This window comes from Fructilactobacillus vespulae, from assembly GCF_047324295.1.
In the GTDB taxonomy this organism is placed as follows: Bacteria; Bacillota; Bacilli; order Lactobacillales; family Lactobacillaceae; genus Fructilactobacillus; species Fructilactobacillus vespulae.
In genome coordinates this window covers 719,858-738,842 of sequence record NZ_CP137138.1, presented here as the reverse complement: position 1 = coordinate 738,842, position 18,985 = coordinate 719,858, and the positions used below count along the sequence as shown (strand labels likewise).

Annotated in this window: 24 protein-coding genes; 11 read left to right on the top strand and 13 right to left on the bottom strand. The window is 33.4% G+C overall.

Annotation, left to right across the window (positions count from 1 at the left end; genetic code table 11):
• Positions 1-26: 26 nt before the first annotated feature.
• Entirely contained in the window at positions 27-1,130 is a 1,104-nt protein-coding gene (locus R4B61_RS03445) for an SLC13 family permease (protein ID WP_413628245.1), read from the bottom strand.
• Between the two features lie 242 nt (positions 1,131-1,372).
• On the opposite strand from R4B61_RS03445, the gene R4B61_RS03440 reads away from it, so the two are divergent.
• Complete coding sequence (locus tag R4B61_RS03440) at positions 1,373-2,254, top strand: DMT family transporter (RefSeq protein WP_413628244.1); 882 nt, start codon at positions 1,373-1,375, stop codon at positions 2,252-2,254.
• Between the two features lie 76 nt (positions 2,255-2,330).
• Here the strand turns inward: R4B61_RS03440 and R4B61_RS03435 are convergent, their stop codons facing one another.
• The 4 genes from R4B61_RS03435 to R4B61_RS03420 all read right to left on the bottom strand — a co-directional run bounded on the left by R4B61_RS03435 (position 2,331) and on the right by R4B61_RS03420 (position 4,965).
• Positions 2,331-3,179 (bottom strand): IS3 family transposase, encoded by an 849-nt coding sequence (locus R4B61_RS03435; RefSeq protein ID WP_413628243.1) that lies wholly within the window; start codon positions 3,177-3,179, stop codon positions 2,331-2,333.
• A gap of 5 nt (positions 3,180-3,184) precedes the next feature.
• The gene (locus tag R4B61_RS03430) at positions 3,185-3,709 is read right to left on the bottom strand and encodes a transposase (RefSeq protein WP_413628242.1); all 525 of its coding nucleotides are present in this window, start codon (positions 3,707-3,709) and stop codon (positions 3,185-3,187) included.
• 88 nt (positions 3,710-3,797) lie between these two features.
• A complete protein-coding gene (locus tag R4B61_RS03425) occupies positions 3,798-4,601 on the bottom strand; it encodes a MucBP domain-containing protein (protein ID WP_413628241.1) in 804 nt (267 codons plus the stop codon).
• A 136-nt stretch (positions 4,602-4,737) separates the two neighbouring features.
• The gene (locus R4B61_RS03420; protein WP_413628240.1) at positions 4,738-4,965 is read right to left on the bottom strand and encodes a hypothetical protein; all 228 of its coding nucleotides are present in this window, start codon (positions 4,963-4,965) and stop codon (positions 4,738-4,740) included.
• A 115-nt stretch (positions 4,966-5,080) separates the two neighbouring features.
• Between R4B61_RS03420 and R4B61_RS03415 the strand changes: the two genes are divergently transcribed.
• Complete coding sequence (locus tag R4B61_RS03415; protein WP_413628239.1) at positions 5,081-5,287, top strand: DUF3923 family protein; 207 nt, start codon at positions 5,081-5,083, stop codon at positions 5,285-5,287.
• A 34-nt stretch (positions 5,288-5,321) separates the two neighbouring features.
• Here R4B61_RS03415 and R4B61_RS03410 read toward each other — a convergent pair whose 3' ends face one another.
• Positions 5,322-5,726, bottom strand: coding sequence for a phosphate-starvation-inducible PsiE family protein (locus R4B61_RS03410; protein WP_413628238.1), 405 nt, complete (start codon positions 5,724-5,726; stop codon positions 5,322-5,324).
• Positions 5,727-5,888: 162 nt separating this feature from the next.
• On the opposite strand from R4B61_RS03410, the gene R4B61_RS03405 reads away from it, so the two are divergent.
• Complete coding sequence (locus R4B61_RS03405) at positions 5,889-6,302, top strand: iron chaperone (protein ID WP_413628237.1); 414 nt, start codon at positions 5,889-5,891, stop codon at positions 6,300-6,302.
• A gap of 80 nt (positions 6,303-6,382) precedes the next feature.
• Here the strand turns inward: R4B61_RS03405 and R4B61_RS03400 are convergent, their stop codons facing one another.
• The gene (locus R4B61_RS03400; protein WP_413628236.1) at positions 6,383-6,982 is read right to left on the bottom strand and encodes a nitroreductase family protein; all 600 of its coding nucleotides are present in this window, start codon (positions 6,980-6,982) and stop codon (positions 6,383-6,385) included.
• Positions 6,983-7,152: 170 nt separating this feature from the next.
• Positions 7,153-7,641 (bottom strand): RrF2 family transcriptional regulator, encoded by a 489-nt coding sequence (locus tag R4B61_RS03395; RefSeq protein ID WP_413628235.1) that lies wholly within the window; start codon positions 7,639-7,641, stop codon positions 7,153-7,155.
• A 96-nt stretch (positions 7,642-7,737) separates the two neighbouring features.
• On the opposite strand from R4B61_RS03395, the gene R4B61_RS03390 reads away from it, so the two are divergent.
• Positions 7,738-8,841 carry a YhgE/Pip domain-containing protein gene (locus R4B61_RS03390; RefSeq protein WP_413628234.1) on the top strand — a complete coding sequence of 368 codons (1,104 nt, stop codon included), beginning with the start codon at positions 7,738-7,740 and terminating at the stop codon, positions 8,839-8,841.
• A 40-nt stretch (positions 8,842-8,881) separates the two neighbouring features.
• Here R4B61_RS03390 and R4B61_RS03385 read toward each other — a convergent pair whose 3' ends face one another.
• Entirely contained in the window at positions 8,882-9,376 is a 495-nt protein-coding gene (locus R4B61_RS03385; protein WP_413628233.1) for a zeta toxin family protein, read from the bottom strand.
• Between the two features lie 109 nt (positions 9,377-9,485).
• Between R4B61_RS03385 and R4B61_RS03380 the strand changes: the two genes are divergently transcribed.
• Both R4B61_RS03380 and R4B61_RS03375 read left to right on the top strand, forming a co-directional pair.
• The gene (locus R4B61_RS03380) at positions 9,486-9,659 is read left to right on the top strand and encodes a hypothetical protein (RefSeq protein WP_413628232.1); all 174 of its coding nucleotides are present in this window, start codon (positions 9,486-9,488) and stop codon (positions 9,657-9,659) included.
• A gap of 109 nt (positions 9,660-9,768) precedes the next feature.
• Positions 9,769-10,251, top strand: a complete 483-nt coding sequence (locus tag R4B61_RS03375) for a GNAT family N-acetyltransferase (protein WP_413628231.1) — start codon at positions 9,769-9,771, stop codon at positions 10,249-10,251.
• Here the strand turns inward: R4B61_RS03375 and R4B61_RS03370 are convergent.
• The 4 genes from R4B61_RS03370 to R4B61_RS03355 all read right to left on the bottom strand — a co-directional run bounded on the left by R4B61_RS03370 (position 10,246) and on the right by R4B61_RS03355 (position 13,829).
• The gene (locus R4B61_RS03370; protein ID WP_413628230.1) at positions 10,246-10,614 is read right to left on the bottom strand and encodes a TIGR02328 family protein; all 369 of its coding nucleotides are present in this window, start codon (positions 10,612-10,614) and stop codon (positions 10,246-10,248) included. The two genes, R4B61_RS03375 and R4B61_RS03370, sit on opposite strands and share 6 nt — an antisense overlap.
• Before the next feature lie 79 nt (positions 10,615-10,693).
• Positions 10,694-11,632, bottom strand: coding sequence for an AEC family transporter (locus tag R4B61_RS03365; protein WP_413628229.1), 939 nt, complete (start codon positions 11,630-11,632; stop codon positions 10,694-10,696).
• A 46-nt stretch (positions 11,633-11,678) separates the two neighbouring features.
• A complete protein-coding gene (locus R4B61_RS03360; protein ID WP_413628228.1) occupies positions 11,679-12,833 on the bottom strand; it encodes a hypothetical protein in 1,155 nt (384 codons plus the stop codon).
• 18 nt (positions 12,834-12,851) lie between these two features.
• Positions 12,852-13,829 (bottom strand): asparaginase, encoded by a 978-nt coding sequence (locus R4B61_RS03355; RefSeq protein ID WP_413628287.1) that lies wholly within the window; start codon positions 13,827-13,829, stop codon positions 12,852-12,854.
• Positions 13,830-13,953: 124 nt separating this feature from the next.
• Between R4B61_RS03355 and R4B61_RS03350 the strand changes: the two genes are divergently transcribed.
• The 5 genes from R4B61_RS03350 to R4B61_RS03330 all read left to right on the top strand — a co-directional run bounded on the left by R4B61_RS03350 (position 13,954) and on the right by R4B61_RS03330 (position 18,903).
• Positions 13,954-14,325 carry a hypothetical protein gene (locus R4B61_RS03350; protein WP_413628227.1) on the top strand — a complete coding sequence of 124 codons (372 nt, stop codon included), beginning with the start codon at positions 13,954-13,956 and terminating at the stop codon, positions 14,323-14,325.
• A 68-nt stretch (positions 14,326-14,393) separates the two neighbouring features.
• Complete coding sequence (locus R4B61_RS03345) at positions 14,394-14,735, top strand: hypothetical protein (RefSeq protein WP_413628226.1); 342 nt, start codon at positions 14,394-14,396, stop codon at positions 14,733-14,735.
• 47 nt (positions 14,736-14,782) lie between these two features.
• Positions 14,783-17,128: an ATP-dependent DNA helicase gene (locus R4B61_RS03340; RefSeq protein WP_413628286.1), complete on the top strand. Its 2,346-nt coding sequence runs from the start codon at positions 14,783-14,785 to the stop codon at positions 17,126-17,128.
• Positions 17,129-17,205: 77 nt separating this feature from the next.
• Positions 17,206-17,658: a Fur family transcriptional regulator gene (locus tag R4B61_RS03335; protein WP_413628225.1), complete on the top strand. Its 453-nt coding sequence runs from the start codon at positions 17,206-17,208 to the stop codon at positions 17,656-17,658.
• Between the two features lie 99 nt (positions 17,659-17,757).
• Positions 17,758-18,903 (top strand): DUF3290 family protein, encoded by a 1,146-nt coding sequence (locus R4B61_RS03330; RefSeq protein WP_413628224.1) that lies wholly within the window; start codon positions 17,758-17,760, stop codon positions 18,901-18,903.
• The last annotated feature ends 82 nt before the right edge of the window (positions 18,904-18,985 follow it).

Sequence of the window (18,985 nt, the reverse complement as noted above, 5' to 3'; positions counted from 1 at the left end):
AAAAAACCAACCATTAGGTTGGTTTTTTATTTGGCTAAAAGATACAAACCTAAACTAACTAGTGGAATTAAAAGTAAGACATTACAAACCGTATAAATCACCACATAACGTTTTTGTTTTTCTTCTGGAAAGTTCAACTTAAATTGCTTATACGCTAATAAATTGGCTAATGAAGCCACGGGAGTTCCTAGTCCACCAATGTTAGTCCCTAAATAAATCGCAGCATAATGATTCGTAAACGGAGCAATTAAAATTGCGGTCGGAACGTTACTAAATACCTGACTAAATAAAATACTGCTGTAATAAATATAAAACTTGTTATTACCAACGTTATTTAAGATTGCTGCGATTATTCCGAGTTGTTTAACCCCACTAACGGCAATAAAAAAACAAATAAAGGTAATTAAGATTGAATAATCAACGTCCATAAATATTTTTTTATCTACAATAATCGTATTAATTATGGCTAACACTAAAGCAACTTCCATTGGAATTAAGTTGATAATGCTTAAAATAACAAATAAAAAAGTAATCAAAGCAACCACTAAATTTTTCACTGAAATCTTAGTGGTATTCGTTGCTAAACTATCAACTTTTACTTTGGGATACATTCGACACAACCCTAATAGTACCAACAAACTAACCAAACAAATGGGAAATCCTAACGTAAAAAAATCCTTAATCTTTAGGTGGAAAAAATTAAATAGAAACAAGTTTTGGGGATTACCGATTGGTGTAAACATACTCCCTAAATTAGCAGCTAAACAGATTAAAATTACCGGATAGCCTTTAAAGACTTTGGTATTTTTCAAAGTAATTGCTAGTAGTGGAATCAAACTAATTATGGCAACGTCATTGGTTAAAAACATCGAACTAAAGAAAGATATTAAAACAAATAACGTCACTAAGTTACGGGTATTGGAAGTGTATTTGGTTAATGTCTGCGAAATAAAGATCAGCAAGCCGCTATATTGCACGATTTGAATTGAAATCATTAACATCAATAGTGAAATAATCGTATTCCAATCAATATCGATTCGTGTTGGTCTACAAAATAATAATGATGCTACTGCCAATAGTAAGCTAATTAGTAAGATTCGATCTTTAATGATCTTTTGAATAATTTTCATTGAAACCGGCTTTCTAAAAAATAATATCTAATTAAATAAGTATAAAACATTTCATGAAAACGCTAAAAATTATTATGGTTTTTAAATTAAAATGTTAATATTAGTTTATATCTTTTTAATTGGAGGTGTTATCTTGATTTATTCACCATTAAATGAATGTGATGTTCCATCTATCCGCTAAGCAGCGGATATTTCCGCTGTTTATCATCATCTTGATAAATATATAAGCGGAGGAATTAAAAATGAAAGTTAAAAATATTTTAGGACCAATTTTATTAAGTTTAGCTGCAAGTATTTGGGGTGGAATGTATGTTGTTGTTAAAATTGTAGTTGATTATATCCCACCAATTGAACTAGTTTGGTTACGTTATTTAATAGCTATATTAGCTTTATCCTTATTTTCACTATTAAAAAGAGAAAAATGGAAAATTAACAAAAAAGATTTAGGTCTAATTTTTATAATTGGTTTAATTGGTAATACAATATCTATTATTGCTCAGGAAACTGGTACATTTTTATCAGATGCTCAAACTGGAGCCGTAATAACATCAGCAACTCCAACCTTTATGTTAATATTTGCATGGTTCATATTAAAAGAACCTTTAACTAGGACAAAAATACTTTCAATATTTATGGCTACATCAGGAGTTATAGCAATTGCTGGAGTTCATTTAAATGGTAAAAATATAATTTTAGGAGTTATTTCTTTAATTATAGCTGCATTTACATGGGCTTTAATGTCAGTTTTAATAAAAAAATTATCCGGTGATTATAGCTCTTTACAAATAACAATAATGACAAATTTTGTTGCTATTATCTGCATAACCCCCTTTATTATTAGTAGCCCAAAAACAATTTCAAATATTAACTTTAATAATCCTATTATAATAAGTTCACTCTTATATTTAGGAATAATTTCAACAGCCCTAGCATTTATAATGTGGAATTACGGTTTAAAGCTGGTTAGTGCTGGAAATTCAGGATTATTCTTTTTACTTCAACCAGTTGTAGGAACAATTTTAGGCTGGTTATTTCTCAAAGAAAATTTAACATTGGGATTTGTTATTGGTACAATTCTTATTCTAAGTAGCGTTTGGATAACACTAAAATTCAATAATGAATAACCATATATTTAGAATATATTATAAAAAACAACACAAATTTGAAGTGCTATAGAAAAGTTAGACACTTTATATAATTTTAAATTTTTAAGGATTTACACCTGTATTCAACCGGTGTAAGTCCTTTTTTATTACCTGAAATTCGTTCGTTATTAAACCAATTAATATATTTTTTATATTCTTCCTTTAACGTAGTTAAAGAATCGATATTAATACGATTTAAGCATTCTCTCTTTAATAGATTAAAAAGACTTTCAATTGGTGCATTATCCAAACAATTCCCTTTTCGAGACATACTTTGTTTGTATCCATTAACTTTTAACTTTCTCTGATATGATTTTAATTGGTAATGAAATCCTTGATCTGAATGTATCAAAGGATTTATTTTTTTTGGAAGATGCATACTTAATTTGTCTAACATACTTGAAACTAATTTCCAATTTGGATGTTTATTAATACTAGTTGCTAAAACTTCTCCAGAAGCTTCATCAATTATTGCAGATATATATCCCCATTTATCTTTTCCAATTTTAACTTGTGTTATATCTATATGAAGTACCTTATATGGAATCGTTTCGTTAAATTTTTGCTTCAAAATATTAGGCGCAATTTTACCTATCTTTCCCTTAAAAGAAGAATATTTTCGTCTTCTGGAGTATATTGTGCAAATTAATCCAATTTCACGCATTATTTTTCGTACAGTTTCCAAACAATATGTATATCCTTTATTAATTAAAATCCAACAAATCCTACGATAACCATAGGTTTCGTGACTTTCTAAATAAATAGATTTAATTTCTTTCTTCAACGTATAGTATTTATCTGGCTTTTTAGATCGTTTTAATGCATCATAATATGTTTTCCTATTTAAATTGAAAAACTGTAATAAATGCCTAAACTTATATTTTTGCCTTAAAGAATCAATCAACAAGGCTAATTCTGTTGATTTCGTTTTTCTTCCCTTAAGGCTCTCAATTTTATTGAAATATCTAACTCCATCTGTGTGTAATATAGCTTTTCTTCTAAATCTAATATCCTTTGTTTATACATCTCCTCTTTAGTCTTAGGAATTTTTTTCGATGTTTTTTTATATATAGATTTTTTCATAGGTGGTCGTCCTAACTTTTTTGAGCGGAGAGAAATAATACCATTATTTTTAAAATCGGTAACCCATTTATTAACTTGAGATTTATTTATTTTAAAATGAGCGGCTACTTTACTATAACCTTCGTCGTGATTTTTGTAATATTTTATCACTTCTAACTTAAAACTTTGACTATATTTACGTTTAGCACGATGTGCTAAAGAATGGTAACCATTTATATCAACCTGATTAGCCCAATCGTATAATAAACTACGATTTATATTATAAATATTTTCAATTTCACTGTATGAATAATCTTGATCGTTATATAGACGAACAAGTTTTTCTTTAAATTCTTGCGAATATTTTGTCATAAAAAAACACCCCATAACTGTTAGATTTTGTCTAACAATTATAGGGCACTTCAATTGTGTTGTTTTTATTTTTACTATTTTTTAGTTATTAATGTTTCGAATGGCTACCTGTCTTAAACTTATATAATCTAAATAAGATCACTGCAACTAATACCAATACAATCCCACTAATCCCCCAAGTAAGTAAATTATTTGGTTTAGATTTTTCTGCTTTTTCGGATTTATCAGCACTCTCAGAGTTATTTTTCTTTTGGGGTTCTTTATTCTTTTTCGAACTATTTACACTATTCTTATCATTTTTTTCAGCCTTGGAACTGTTGTTATTGCCTGAATTATTTTTGTTAGAAGTTTTTTCATTACTACCATTATTTGCTTTTTTCGTTACTTTACTAGTATTTGATTTATTTTGGTTATTATTACCAGTTACTTCATTTTTAGAATCACTGTTCTTCATAGAGTTTGAATTTGAAGCTGTAGATTCATTCTTAGTATTAGCTGTCTTATTAGCAGAACTAGCTGCAGAAGTATCACCAGTCTGCTTATAGACAAGTACCATTTCCATAATGTTAGTTGCGTTATCAGGACCACCAAATATCATTTTAGTTCCATAACTATCATTTTCACCATTTTCAACGTTTGAAAATGTGTAACCTGGAATATCTGGGATTGCAGCATTAAAACTAGTCCCAGATTTACCCATAACCGTTGTCGCTTGTCGAATAACGTTCCCATTTTGATCACGATATTTAACAACGATTTCACCCTGGTTGCTATCATTCCCCGTTTGCGTAGCATGAACGTCAATAGTATTGAAACTAGGTGCTACAATTGCAGAACCAAATAAGACTGTTGAACTAATTAAAGCTCCCATAATCAACTTTTTGAATTCCATTATCTTTGACTTCCTTTTTTAATAAAATAAATGAAACAAAAATCAATTTTAGTATAGCCCTTCTTTGGAACTTTTCAATATAAATTTTTTAAGAAATTATTAGTGATTTCTTTTTACAGCGGTGTTGTTTCTGGTATTAATCTTTAGTCTTATATTTTATTAATAAACTAATACCTGCAACTAATGAAATTAGTATGAACACTTTTGCCAAACAGATGGTTAAAATAATTCCCAAAAACAATAGTACAAAATTTTCATTATTAGACTTTAAAAAGGTTTCTTTATCATATGGAGGTTTAAAAGAATAAATCATTGCAACGGTTGCAATAACTACTATTATTGAATTAATTATGGTTTCTAACATCTGAGTTAAATCTCCTTTTTTATGCTTGTCTATTGATTTTAAAATAAATCGTTACTTTACATTATAATTATTTCTATAACATAATTAAACAAAAATTGTAAAGGTCAGTGAATTCATGAAAATTTGGAAAAACATATCATTAATCGAATCTATAATTTATCTCCTACTATCAACTCTAATTTTTTCAAGAAGCGTTGATGGTGCCGGAGCTATTCAAACCCCGTCCGCTAAATTAGCTAGCTGGTTTGTTTTAGACGCACTATTCATCATTTTATTGATTGGTCAAATAACTTGGTTAGTTTGTCTCAAACGAAAAAATTAATACAAAATAAAAAGAGCTTAGACAAGCTCTTTTTTTATCGCTTTGAACCAGCAAATCTCTTATATAAAATAATTGCGATCATTAAAATAAAGATTGATATCGATAGGATTAAGGTCTTCATAAAGTCACTATGATATACCAAGATTGTTCTAACCAGCGCTGTGACAGCGATGTATAGATAATTTTCAAACTGAATCGCCGAGCTATCATCAAAGTATTCTTTGATAATAATCAGAAACTCAAAACATAAAAATGAAGATAGGATGGTTTTCGTCATATCCGTAAATTCTATATATCCATTGAATTTAATCAAAACAAATACCAGTTCATAAATATTTAAAGCGAAATATCCGATAATAGTAATCCCTAAACCTAACATAAGAAGCATTAGGGCATACTTGAAAAAGATTGATAGTCTTTGAAAGATTGTAGTTTTCACGATTCTCCTTTTAACTTTCTCAGTTATTCTTTCTTTAGTGTCTTATATCAACAATTATACACTAACAAACAATTTAATTTATCAACATGATTTTCACCAGGTATGCTTTAATATACGGTAAAGCGTTTTATCACTTTAAATAAATAATAGGAGTACCACTTCATGAAAATAAATAATCTGGCCGAATACTTAGACACCATTAAAGATCCCAATAATCGTATTAAGTTCGCGGCAACTCTAGAATGGGTTACCAATAATTTTCCTGATTTACAATTAGAAATCAGATACAATGCACCCATGTTGGTTAAAAATAATTCCTACATTGTGGGCTTTTCCGCTTACAAAAATCACTACTCCATTGGCTTGGAAGGCCAAGAAGTAACCAAACTATTTATTACTAAAGCAGAGCAATTAAACTTTAAGTGTTTACATAAAACCATCCAGATTCCCTACTCAGCCAGTCTACCCGATGAATTTTTTACTGAAATCATCAAATTTAAAATCGAACAGAAAAAGGACTGCAAAACGTTCTGGTTACCAGCAAATGAACGCTTTAATCCCCAAAATAATAATTAAAAAAAGTGTCTCATAAAAATTAGATATTCATCTAACTTTTATGGGACACTTTCCTATTTCATCAAACGACTCTTTTTAGCTTATTTAAAGAATCTGAAACGTTCATCATCTGAGATGTAATCTTTTTCTCCAGCAGGAGCTTCAATTGATCCAAATGGAATTTCGGCTCTTAATGTCCAACTTGCTGGAATATCAAATTCTTTTCTAACATCATCATCAATTAGTGGATTGTAATGTTGATTTGATGCTCCAATACCCATTTCAGCTAGTGCAACCCAGATTGAGTAATCTGCAATTCCAAGAGCTTGTTCAGACCAGTCATAGAAGTTTTTAGCATAGCTAGGGAAGCTATCTTCCAAGTTTTTAACAACATCTGAATCAGTGTATAGCAATACAGTACCAAATCCTGCTTTAAATGAGCCATTAACTTTTTCACTAGTCTTAGCAAAAGCTTCTTCACTCTTTGAAACTTCATGGAGTTTGTCTAGTGTGATATCCCATAATTTCTTGTGTGAGTCACCAGTTAAAACAACGGCTCTAACTGATTGTGAGTTAAAGGCAGAAGGAGATTCTCTAACTGCTTCTTTAATAACAGCATCAATTTCTTCTGGTGATTGGGTTAATTTGTCACCTAAGGCATAAATAGAACGACGGTTTTTTTGTAATTCATTAAAGTTCATTTTTTTCTTCTCCTCAATTTGAAATGAAATATTTTTTGTAACTCAATTATACGACATTTAAATTAAAATGCTCATAATTTGCTTACTTTTTAATAGTTAATTTTCAAAGTAATTTAAATCACATCCATTAAGTAAAAACATCCACAAATTAAATTTGTGGATGTTTTAATCTAGTCATCATATTTATCTTTAATAATCTTTGCCCAGTCAATTTTCATAGCTTCGCCCTGGTCATTTTGCGGAATGATTTTAGTTAAACGACACTGTTTCAAAGTGTTTTTAAGGGAATTTTCTGCCTCTAATAGGACTTCATTGGTAACATTAATTCCTTTTTCTATATTCGTTTTGGAAATAAACATATCTTGGATTTCATCACCTGGATAGGCATCCGTAAACGATTGTTCACCTTCAACTGCCACAAAAATATCGTAAAGATTAATCTCGTTAATATCTTTATTGATAGTATATCCCCCATTTTTGGAAGCAGAAGATTTAATAATCTCGGCTCTGTTTAATTTATTCGCAATCTTTTTTAAATAAGAATGCGACACTCCCATGGCCTGACTAATTTCTTTTGATTTCAAATATTTATCGGCCGGCAATTCGGCTAACATAATGGTGATGGCAATTGATTCCAAAAATGATTTACTATATTTCATCTTTTTTCACTCTTTCTGTTGACATTATTTATCCCTGGATATATATTGTATCTGGATGTTAGATAAATTATATAAAAACTGAGGGAGTATCATATTATGAAAAAAATTTCGTTTAAACTTATTTTTGCTATATTATGCATATCTATTGTACCCGTTATTTATTCTAGCTTATTTTTAGGGGCACTGATGGATCCTTATGGTAAAGTTTCACATTTACCTGTAGCAGTCGTTGCTAGTGAAAATAATTCTGTGCTCAAATCGATTGAAACTAATAAACTATTTGATCTAAAACACGAGACCAATACCAAGGCCGAAAAAGACTTAGAAAACGGTAATGTTTATGCCATTTTAAAATTCGACAATGAATTTAATAATGACTTGCACCAATTTCCAGTCCAACACAAACACCCTACCATTACCATGGTAACATCTGAAGGGCTGGGTTATACGACAACAAAAATATTAAAAAATACCATGACTCAATTTGTCGCAAAGGCTAATTTAGAATTAGGTCAAAAAATCCCCATTCTACCTACAACTAACTCGCCCAAACTAAATAACGCCAATATTCTTGCTTTGAAAAACGTCGAAAAACATCCGGTTAAAAATAACGGAACCTCATTGGCACCATACTTTTTCTCACTAACCTCTTTCGTTGGTTGTATCGTGATTAGCCAATTTATCTTACAAGCTATCAGCAAAAAGAAAGTTTCGTTGAAAAAATATTGGATTATCGAATTTCTAATCCCATTTATAATATCGATTGTCCAAGTTGCCTTGTTATTAGGCGCTAACCACTACTTTATTAAGATTCAGATTGATCAACCAATCTTAATTATTCCATTCTTCATACTAGTTTCTGCAACATTCATCAGTATCATCGTCGCGCTAAATAAACTTATTCCCGGATTAGGGGCTTTGATTGTATTACTACTAACCATGCTCCAAACTTCATCGTCTGGTGGAACGTATGCCATTCAATTATCCGGCCATCTTTTTAAAACCATCAATGCCTTTTTACCAATGACTTATAGCATTGACGGATTTAAGAAACTAATTAGTTTGAACAGTACCAATTTATCACACGATTCACTTATTCTAGTTGGATTCTTCCTGGTTGGTCAATTGATTTTATTGCTAGCCTACTATAAACACGAGTATCGCCAAACTAAAAAAGAAATCAGCACTAACGCTAAATAATAAAAGGAGTCGCTTCATATCTAAGCGGCTCCTTTATATTTTATATTCTTTCGTTAATGTCTCTCAAAATTATATTAAAAAAAGAAGTATTTTCTAAACCATTTAAAATAATATCGTCATTGGTTAGATAGTCTTTTTCACGCCACCACAGTTTTAATCTTTGTGACCCAAATGATACCTCTTTCATTTGATCATAATTAAGTGTCTTCTCAAAAGGAATATCCAAATAATATATTAATGTATTAGCATTATTTTTCTCAATTAAATTTGTCAGCATATTTCCATAAACGTCTCTGCGTAAAATACCTTCTACAACTGTCACAGAATAATTTTCAAGTCCGTAATTAATTAAATTTTCAATCATTTTAACTGAAGGATTATTTTTATTGTCATCCGCATGCAAAATTTTTCTTCGGATAATATCTTGATTTAACAATAAACATTTTTCATATCCAATTTCTTTTTGTATTTTATTCGTTAATGTTGTTTTACCACTTGCTGAATTCCCCCGAACTATCACTAACAAATTATTCATTTTAAAGTTCCTTTCATTAATTTTTTCAAGCTCTCTAATCCTTTATATTTAACAATTCATTTTGTTATACTAGAAAATATCTAATCTTGACGTTAATAAAGGAGATCCTATGAAAGCAGCTATTTTAACCAGTTTATGCGAAGCAGCCATCTTTTTCCTAATTGAGTACTTTTTATTTACTTCCAAAAACGTAGAAAAGGCATTTATTTTTGCCGTTGGCTTCTTTGTTATCAAAATGATTGTTCAATTTATCTATCTCAAATTCTATAAACAAACTGACTAATTAGTTTTAACAATATTATATATAACTAAAAACAACGTTTCTCGATTCTTTTTAATATAAATCACCTAGTAATTGATGTTATAATCAGCAAAAAAATTAGGAGATTTCTATGACAAAATTAAGACCCATTAACTCTAATGATAATTTAGCCTTAAAGAAAATTATTCAAGATGCATTAAAATCATATAATTTAGATATTGCGGGGACCGCCTATTTTGATCCGGAACTCGATTATTTAAATGAGTTTTATGATGCTAAGCCTAACCGACAATATTTTGTCGCTGTTGATGAAGCTAACCACGTTTACGGTGGTGCTGGGATTGCGGAATATGATTTAGAAAATCACGTTGCCGAATTACAAAAACTCTACCTTAGTCCAGCTGCACGCGGCCAGGGATTGAGTTATCAATTATTAGATAAGGCTCGTGATTTTGCCAAGCAGGCTGGCTTTAAAAAATTATATTTAGAAACTCATCATAATTTAGCACCTGCCATCCATGTTTATGAAAAATATGGCTTTCAAGAAATAGCTCGTCCGTTAAAAGCGGCGCAACATTCGACCATGGATAAATTCTTCATTTTAGACTTATAATTTGATTTCAATTCCCTTACCTGCCAAATTATCCAAACACTCCTTTAAATACTCAGCGTTGTGTTCTGGATAAATTGGCTTAGTTAGGGCAACCGGAGTCAGCTGTTCATACGCAGGAACCGTTTTGCCTCGGTAGCACGGATCCTGCCACTTGCTATCCGGCTTATATCCGCGACTCTGCATTTCCTTCATCACTAGTTGATGAAATTGAAATAACTTATATGGAGAATATTGAAAAACATAGTCCACCGTAGCGTGTTTTTTCCCCCAACCATTTCCTCGCAACGCCGCTAATTCACGGTGTTGTCCTAATAATTGTTGTCGTGGTAACTTATCAATCAGTTGTTCATGCCATAAACGCATCCGTTTTCCTCCATAGTTACACTTAAATTTTTAAATAACCCCCGTAAGTTTTTGATAATTAAACTTACGGGGGTTATTTTTATACTAATGAAATGATGAAAAATACTAATGGGATGGTTACCAAGGACAATACCGTCGAAATAGTCATCATCGCAATCCCATATTTGGGGTTATCATCCGCCTGCAACGCAAACAACACTACCAATCCAGCCGTGGGACAAGCCGCCATCAAAACCGAAGTTAACAAGCTAACATCAGAAATCGTCATTAGTTTTAGTAAGCCAAAGGCCAACAAAGGGAAAACTAAGTTTCGTAGTCCGATTCCCACCACCATAGCGGTAGAAAAATCACTGCGTTTAAACCTAGACTTCGCTAAACTATTTCCAATCACTAGCATTGAAAGGGGCGTATTTAAGGAACTAATGTAAGTTGCTGGTTTCGCAATCACTCCCGGTAATTTAATTGACATTACAAAAATTAAAAGACCAATTAAAATTGCAATGATATTGGGATTTACCAAGGCTTTCATCGCCTGCTGTTTAAAGGTGGTGCGTGGAGATCCATTCTTCTTTTGGTAAATAGAAATCCCATACGTCCAGTTAAAGATGTTATAGGCAGCTAGGGTCGCAACCGCAAAGAATACCCCATCATTTCCAAACAAGGTACTGGCTAGTGGAATTCCCATAAAGCCGGCATTTGAAAAGATACTTCCAAAGGTGGCCATTCGACGTAACTCACCGTTTTTCACTCGTGAAAAAGTAAAATGAGAAATCACAATACAAACCAGATACAATACGCTGACTCCCACTAGTACCAACGCAAACTGCTTTAGTCTAGTCGCAGAATAAGGTTGTTCAAATGACTGGATGATTAAACAAGGTGACACAATGTATAACAAAATATTGGTTAAGTCGTTAGAAGTTGCTTCTGACATAAAGTTTAGTTTATTAATTACTACTCCAACGCCCATTAATATAAACATCAAGATTATTTGATTACTCAATTGACCAATATCCATCTTATCCATCTCCTTAGTTTAAATAAAAGTAGCTGAATTACTTCAGCTACTTCAAATCCATAATTCTCTTTTTCTCTAAAAATGTATCTAAATAACCAAATGCTAATTCATCAATGTTGGCTAAATTTAACTCTTTTAATTGAGGTTCAGTGGGCTTATCTTTGTCTAAGTAACGCACTGACAGTTTGCCTTTTTCCAGTTTAAACGGAACCCCAAAGTAGCTTTCCCCGTCATTCGTCTTAATTCGCAAGAATTGTTTAAAATTAATGGCCTGTTCGGTGATGGCAACGAATAAATCGACGGTGGCATCAAAACTCCGATCATCATTTAAAACTGGCTGTAAGTAGGTTACCTGCGCCATGTTTAAAGATACGAAATGATTAATTAACCGTAAGTAATCACTCTTGGTTTCAATTCGATCAATTTCTTCTAATCGAATTAATTCATAACCACCAAACTGCCCGTTCATATCGACTACCGCAAAAATCACTGCATCCGCATTGACCGCCTTTACCTGACCAATGAAGAATAACTCTGGGTTAATCTTTGGAATCATAATTACGCGACGGCCTAGTTCAAACGAGCGATGGAGGGTTGCAAAGATTGCTAATGAGCCCTGGATGGTTTCGGTCTGAACATGATTAGTTAACAACAACTTTTTAGAATTGGCTAACAAATTAAGTTCCCGTCCCTTAAATTCCACCAATTGAATCTGCGATTTGCCAATGGTTTGGCGTTTAACGTTTCCACTATTAAACTTATCAAACACCATCATTTCTACTTGGTGTTTCCCAATGGCACTCACAAATCCCTCAATCATTGAATTATCCGTTTGAATTATCAATAACGGTTGTTGGTAAACAAACGCAGAACCTAACACTTGTGTTAACAAATCCACTTTTTTATTTAACTTAATCTCTGGTTGTTCAGTAGAAAGCAGGTCTAAACTCTTAACCAACTTCATTTGCGTTTCCATTTTACTCAAATCGTCACTGTAAAAATCCACGTCAAAAATATCTAAATATTTCAAATAAACGTAGCCGTTAGTTAATCCATCATCCGTATAGGTACTCAAAATTGTCCCTACTCGGTCAATTGAAATTACCGCCCCGGTATAAAAGATGGAAGAATCAACTTGAATCACGTTCACCAACGCTTGATTTTCCATTGCATATCGTAATTTTTTAATAATTTCGTCCAATGATTTCTCCTGATTTAACTAAGAAAGGGCGTTTGCCATGTAGTCGCATAAGTCCTTTCCTTTTTTTCCACAACTAAGTCCAACAATTAATTTAATTCGTGCTTTTTGTCCGTTTAACTGGGTACAGAAAATAACTCCCATGTCTTCTAACTCGATTCCCCCACCTGCATAAGCATAGATGGGTTGGGCTGATCCACTAAAACAACGAGATACTAACACAACGGGAATTCCACGATCAATTAGACGTTGCACGGCTGGTAAAGTTTCTTTGGGTAAATTACCTGCTCCGAGCGCTTCAATCAAAACTCCCTTGGTTTGATCGTTATTGATTCCATCAAAAATCGTTCCACTCATTCCGGCGTAAGCTTTTAACAAGTAGACATTATCAACGACTTCTTTAACTTCGGTATATTCACTACCAATTAGTTGTTGGGCAAAAATCACCTTATCATGATCAATGGTTCCCAACGTGCCGTAAATGGGATCTTTAAACGTATCCACACTGGTAGTATGAGTTTTGGTAACAAACCGTGCTGCATAAATTCCGGTATTAAAGACAACCAAAACTCCCTTACTTTTGGCCTGGTCGTCAGCGGCTACTTGGATTGCTGATTTAAAATTAAAGACCCCATCCGCCCCAATTTCGTTTGAAGAACGCATGGCCCCGGTCACAACCACGGGAACTGTGTTAGGTAACGTTAAGTCTAGGAAGTAAGCCGTTTCTTCTAACGTATCCGTTCCGTGGGTAACCACTACTCCATCAATTCCATCTGCAATTGCCTTTTGGATTCGTTTGGTAATTTGAAGCATGGTTTTGGAATTCATCTGTGGTGATGGTAAATTGAATAAATCTTCATTAATTATGTTTACATCAGATAATCCTAATACATCATTATTATCAATTGGGTTATCGTCATTTTGAACCACGCCACCCTGTTCATTTTGTGACATTGAAATGGTTCCACCCGTGTGAATTGCTAAAATATTTTTCAAAATCAAACACCCCTAATCGTTTTAAAACTTGTACTCCTAATGTTACCATATTCGAGTTTTCGATACCCTTGATAATTATTTTCTTTTCTATTACACATCTTTTATAATGAGGGAAAGGAGAGTCAGCATGAATAAACAAGAACGTTTTTATCAACCACCTAGTACCAAGGCAGCGATGCGCAAGATTCAAGAACTATTCAATCAATACTGTAAAGCCCCCTTGAACAACGAATTAGTTAGCTACCATTTAAAGCTAGTTAACCAACTCAAAACTAACCTGATTCCCTTGATTAAAGAAGAAAATAATCCGACTCGAATCCAGTTAGCCAATCAGATGGTAAAAGTGATGGAGGATTGGTTAAAAATTCGCTTAGCAAACCGCCCTTATCCCGGGAAAATGAAGCACTTTAACTATGTAGCCGATGCCGATGTTTTAAAGTATAAGCGCCACGCCATCAAGTTAAAAAATCAATCCAACTTGCGTAGTAGTCGCCACTAATTCTTTAATGAGAGCTTTCCTTTTAAAGCAACATTAACTATACTAAAATGAACATAGAGGTGATAATTATGAGTAAACGTAAAATCGAACACGAAGAAAGAATGAAAATCATCATTGATATGAATGACTTTTTAATTACATACGCCAAATCACTTTTTGGAGATTCTTCAGACCTTGCCCAAAAGGTTTACGATGCTGGTAAAAATGACATAACTGGATTAGATAGCCTTTTCAACGATTCCGGTTACGGACGCAAGGAACGTTATTATGCTTTAGCCCACGGTTTCGTCGTGGACTTCTATCATGAAGATCCTAAAGCAGCTGACGAAGAAGCAAATCAAATTACAAAAGAAGCCATGCAATACCTGGGCAAACATCTTAATGAATTTAATACTTGGGCAAAATCATAAAGTAACTTGTTAAAGTTACTTTTTTTATTTTTAAGGAAAGGAGGTTAATTATGAATCAAATTGGAGTCCGCGACCTAGTGAGCTTTATCTTACGAAGTGGTGATTTAAACACCAACTCAAATAGCACTAACACCGCCCAGGCCGGTACTAGAATTCATCATAAAATTCAAAAGCAGCACGGAAAAGATTACCAATCCGAATACTATTTAGAAAAAACCATCCAAAAAAATAACCATGAATTTCAAGTCCACGGTCGTGCGGACGGCGTAATTTTAAAAAATAACCATGCCACTATTGAAGAAATTAAAACATCTGACACAGAGTTCCCTGACCTTTCTAAGAATCGTTTGCAACTCTACTGGGGTCAGGTAAAAGTTTATGCCTACCTCTTGATGAATGAGCATCCTGAACTAGAACGCGTTGATCTAGACCTCGTCTATGTTCAAACTCCAGAAGAGATTATCACTAAAACCAGTTCTTCCATTACGAAAACGGAAGCAACCACCTTTTTTAACCAGTTAGTTGATGAATATCAAGAATGGTTAGAAATGCAAGAAGCGTTCACTAAAGAGCGGATTCTCACTGCTCAACGACTCCCTTTTCCGTTTCCAGCTTATCGGAAGGGCCAACGTGAACTAGCTAAAATCGTCTACAAATCAGTAATGTATCAAAAACATCTCTTTGTGGAGGCGCCTACGGGAACTGGAAAAACAATCTCCACCCTTTTTCCAGCAATTAAAGCCATGGGACTGGAACTTACCAGTCGGATTTTTTATCTAACCGCTAAACAAAGTACTCGACGAGTGGCCGAAGAAGCACTCCAACTGCTCAGTGAAAAGGGGCTAGTCCTTCACAGCATTACCCTAACCGCCAAGGATAAAATTCGCTTCAAAGAAGAAGAGGATGTTCGTCCTGAAGATAATCCATACATGATTGGATACTATGACCGGCTAAAGCCCGCACTAAAGGATTTACTGACTCATGAAAACCAAATTACTCGCAGCGTGATTGAAGATTATGCCAAAAAGTATTCCGTCGATCCGTTTGAATTTTCTCTGGATGCGAGCCTTTTTTGTGATGTCATCATTGGTGACTATAACTATCTGTTTGATCCACGAGTTCATCTAACTCGTTTTTTTGAGGTGGAAAATTCGGATAACTTCTTTTTAATTGATGAAGCTCATAACCTGGTTAATCGTTCACGTGAGATGTATTCCACTGAAATTAATTCCGCTCCCATCCGTCCCTTAATCAAGTTATTACAAGCAAAGCCCGAGAAAAACAAACCGGTCCTCACCAAACTAAAAAGTTTAAACCGCTACTTTAATAAACTTGCCAAAGAGATGAAGACTAACAAGCAAACTTCCCTCACCGAAAGTGAAGAAAACGAAAAGCTCACTAAGTTAGTTAATAACTTGATTAAGGTGCTCAGAAAATGGCTGGCCAAGGAAAAACCGTCAACAGAAACCGATCAGGTCTTGGACTACTTTTTTGAATGTATTGGCTACCAAAAAATCAACGAATTCTTTGGACCTAACTATAAGCTCAGAACCCTTCTAACAGAACGGGGAATTACCGTGCGCCTATTCTGCATCGATCCTAGTCCCTTTTTAGCCGATAGCCTTAAACTTGGTGGTGGCGCGGTTCTTTTCTCTGCCACCCTTTCTCCAATGGATTACTATCAAAACGTTTTAGGCGATGAACCCGACAGTCTAAAGTATCAAACCGCATCGCCGTTTCCGGCTAAAAACCAAAAGTTGTTAATTACTTCCTACGTTGATACTCGTTACCAACAACGCCAGGCCAGCCTTGTTAAGATTGTGCAGTCAATTAAAACTTTAATTGAACAAAAAGATGGTAACTACCTGATCTTTGCCCCGTCCTATCAATATTTAGAGATGGTGGTAACTGCCTTTCATAACGCTTATCCAGAAATTGAAATAGTTACCCAAACCAATCAGATGAATGATGAAGAACGGCAAAACTTTCTTGCTAAATTTAATGATCCTCAAGAACATCCCATTGTCGGATTTGCTCTTTTAGGTGGAATTTTTTCTGAAGGAATTGATCTGGTCGGCGATAAATTAATTGGAGTGGGCATTATTGGGGTCGGTCTCCCCGGACTTAATCAGGAAACTAACCTAATTCGTGATTATTTTGATAAACAAAATGGACATGGCTTTCAATATGCCTACCAACTTCCCGGTCTGAACAATGTTTTTCAGGCAGCTGGTCGTCTAATTCGTGGAAATAACGACAAAGGAATTATTTTATTAATGGATAACCGATTTCTTAATAAAAACTATAATGTTTTCTTTCCAAAAACGTGGTACACTAACACTGTGGTGCACAACCTAAATGAATTAAAAAACAAAATTAAAGAATTTTGGTAAAAGTTTAGTGAAATTCCCCCTTTTTAATTCGTTTTCGCTGAATGGCACTATGTAAGATAAGAAAAGAGGAAAAAACTATGGACAACAAACAATATGAACAAGCAATGGATCGTCTAAAGAATAACGGAGTTCGAATTACGCCCCAAAGACAAATTATTCTTAAATACCTAATTGAAAATGACAATCATCCCACTGTGGAAACCATTTTTAACGTTTTAGACAAGACTTTTCCAAATCTAAGTATGGCAACCGTTTACAACAACCTTAGATTATTCAAAAAACTAAATTTAATTATTGAATTACCAAGTATCGATGGTGGTTACCGTTATGATTTTTATGATCACCCACATCTTCACGCTACTTGTGATAATTGCAATAAGATTATCGACATTGAAAACCCACGTTTTACAGAAATTGAACAAGAACTAAAAGATGAAACCAGAGAAGTCGGATTCAAACCAACTGTTTCTAGCATTTCAATCCACGGTATCTGTAAAGAATGTCAGGTAAAGCTTGCTAAAAACAAGTAAGCAATGAAAAACAACTTCATTTTTTCTGTGCAGTTGTTTTTTTATTTGATTATAAGATTTATACTTAAAGTATCACATTAGATTTGGAGTCAGTTCTATATGAAACTTTATTCTTTACAATTTATCGAACATACATTTAGCTTCACGACCTACATATACTCATTATTAACTGCTTTTATTGCATTAATTTTAATTTCCACCGGGATTTTTTACTATCGTAACCGAAGTAACCCCCGTTTTCGAACCCTCTTTATTCTAGTTTCCTTAATTGGAGCACTGATTATTGGAGTTCAAACTAGTCGCTTGATTGATCAGCAAAATTCAGATAGCAAGACCGGACAAACCGTCCAATTACTAAGAAATATCGCCAAAGAAAAGCACGTTTCACCAACTAAGGTCTATGCCAACAGCAATACCTTGAACGATGGAATGACCATTAAAATTAACCAAAAATATTACACGGTTAATTTCAATAGTGATTTGACTAGCTATAACTTGCAAGAAACCAAGTTAGTTAACAAGCCGCAACTAGTTAATAAAGACGACTTTTCAATTGGTCAATCTGGATTTTCTAGCAGCGCGATGGACTATTGGGATGTTGCATTGAAGTTTATTGTGGGGCTAATTACCGTCGTCTTACAAATTAACCTTTCTGGTAAGGGAAACTTGGCACCATCAAATGCAGTTGATCAACTTCAAAACTACATTTTAGGGGGAATTATTGGTGGTACCATCTATAATTCCCAGATTACCAATCTTCAATTTATCATCATCATGTTAATTTGGTCGGTAATTGTTTTTGCAATCAAGTTCCTAACGTCGCAAAATAATATCTTGAACCGACTGATCAACGGAAGTCCCCAGGTATTAATTTCTAACGGAATGGTCAATGTCAGTAGAGCCCTTAAAAACGGAATGACTGCCAGCGAACTAGCTTTTAAACTACGAATTAACGGAATTAATAGTTTCAAAGAAGTTAAAAATGCCACGCTAGAACAAAATGGTCAGTTAACCATCACCACGTTTGATGACGAAGCTATTCGATACCCCATCATCTCTGATGGACAAATTAACGAACTAGCAATTAAGCGTGAAAAGCTAACTGAAGCAGATATTTTAAAAATGCTCGACGAACGCCAAATTAGTTTGGAAAATATTTATCTAGCGCAAATGAACAACAACCAGTTAGATATCGTTAAATATCCACGTAAATCTAAAAAAAATAACATGTATTTTCAGAGATAGTCAGCCGACTACCTCTTTTTTTATAACTAAAATTAAATAAACGTTTACTTAATTAAAATTTTGGTATAAAATAGAATTATCA

Bases quoted from the DNA above. Each gene is read 5' to 3' on its own strand.
- R4B61_RS03350 (WP_413628227.1), top strand. From the start codon at position 13,954: ATGAATAAACAAGAACGTTTTTATCAACCACCTAGTACCAAGGCAGCG.
- R4B61_RS03420 (WP_413628240.1), bottom strand. From the start codon at position 4,965: ATGTTAGAAACCATAATTAATTCAATAATAGTAGTTATTGCAACCGTT.
- R4B61_RS03335 (WP_413628225.1), top strand. From the start codon at position 17,206: ATGGACAACAAACAATATGAACAAGCAATGGATCGTCTAAAGAATAAC.
- R4B61_RS03425 (WP_413628241.1), bottom strand. From the start codon at position 4,601: ATGGAATTCAAAAAGTTGATTATGGGAGCTTTAATTAGTTCAACAGTC.
- R4B61_RS03385 (WP_413628233.1), bottom strand. From the start codon at position 9,376: ATGAATAATTTGTTAGTGATAGTTCGGGGGAATTCAGCAAGTGGTAAA.
- R4B61_RS03380 (WP_413628232.1), top strand. From the start codon at position 9,486: ATGAAAGCAGCTATTTTAACCAGTTTATGCGAAGCAGCCATCTTTTTC.
- R4B61_RS03445 (WP_413628245.1), bottom strand. From the start codon at position 1,130: ATGAAAATTATTCAAAAGATCATTAAAGATCGAATCTTACTAATTAGC.
- R4B61_RS03390 (WP_413628234.1), top strand. From the start codon at position 7,738: ATGAAAAAAATTTCGTTTAAACTTATTTTTGCTATATTATGCATATCT.
- R4B61_RS03330 (WP_413628224.1), top strand. From the start codon at position 17,758: ATGAAACTTTATTCTTTACAATTTATCGAACATACATTTAGCTTCACG.
- R4B61_RS03375 (WP_413628231.1), top strand. From the start codon at position 9,769: ATGACAAAATTAAGACCCATTAACTCTAATGATAATTTAGCCTTAAAG.
- R4B61_RS03400 (WP_413628236.1), bottom strand. From the start codon at position 6,982: ATGAACTTTAATGAATTACAAAAAAACCGTCGTTCTATTTATGCCTTA.
- R4B61_RS03370 (WP_413628230.1), bottom strand. From the start codon at position 10,614: ATGCGTTTATGGCATGAACAACTGATTGATAAGTTACCACGACAACAA.
- R4B61_RS03405 (WP_413628237.1), top strand. From the start codon at position 5,889: ATGAAAATAAATAATCTGGCCGAATACTTAGACACCATTAAAGATCCC.
- R4B61_RS03365 (WP_413628229.1), bottom strand. From the start codon at position 11,632: ATGGATATTGGTCAATTGAGTAATCAAATAATCTTGATGTTTATATTA.
- R4B61_RS03415 (WP_413628239.1), top strand. From the start codon at position 5,081: ATGAAAATTTGGAAAAACATATCATTAATCGAATCTATAATTTATCTC.
- R4B61_RS03430 (WP_413628242.1), bottom strand. From the start codon at position 3,709: ATGACAAAATATTCGCAAGAATTTAAAGAAAAACTTGTTCGTCTATAT.
- R4B61_RS03395 (WP_413628235.1), bottom strand. From the start codon at position 7,641: ATGAAATATAGTAAATCATTTTTGGAATCAATTGCCATCACCATTATG.
- R4B61_RS03440 (WP_413628244.1), top strand. From the start codon at position 1,373: ATGAAAGTTAAAAATATTTTAGGACCAATTTTATTAAGTTTAGCTGCA.
- R4B61_RS03345 (WP_413628226.1), top strand. From the start codon at position 14,394: ATGAGTAAACGTAAAATCGAACACGAAGAAAGAATGAAAATCATCATT.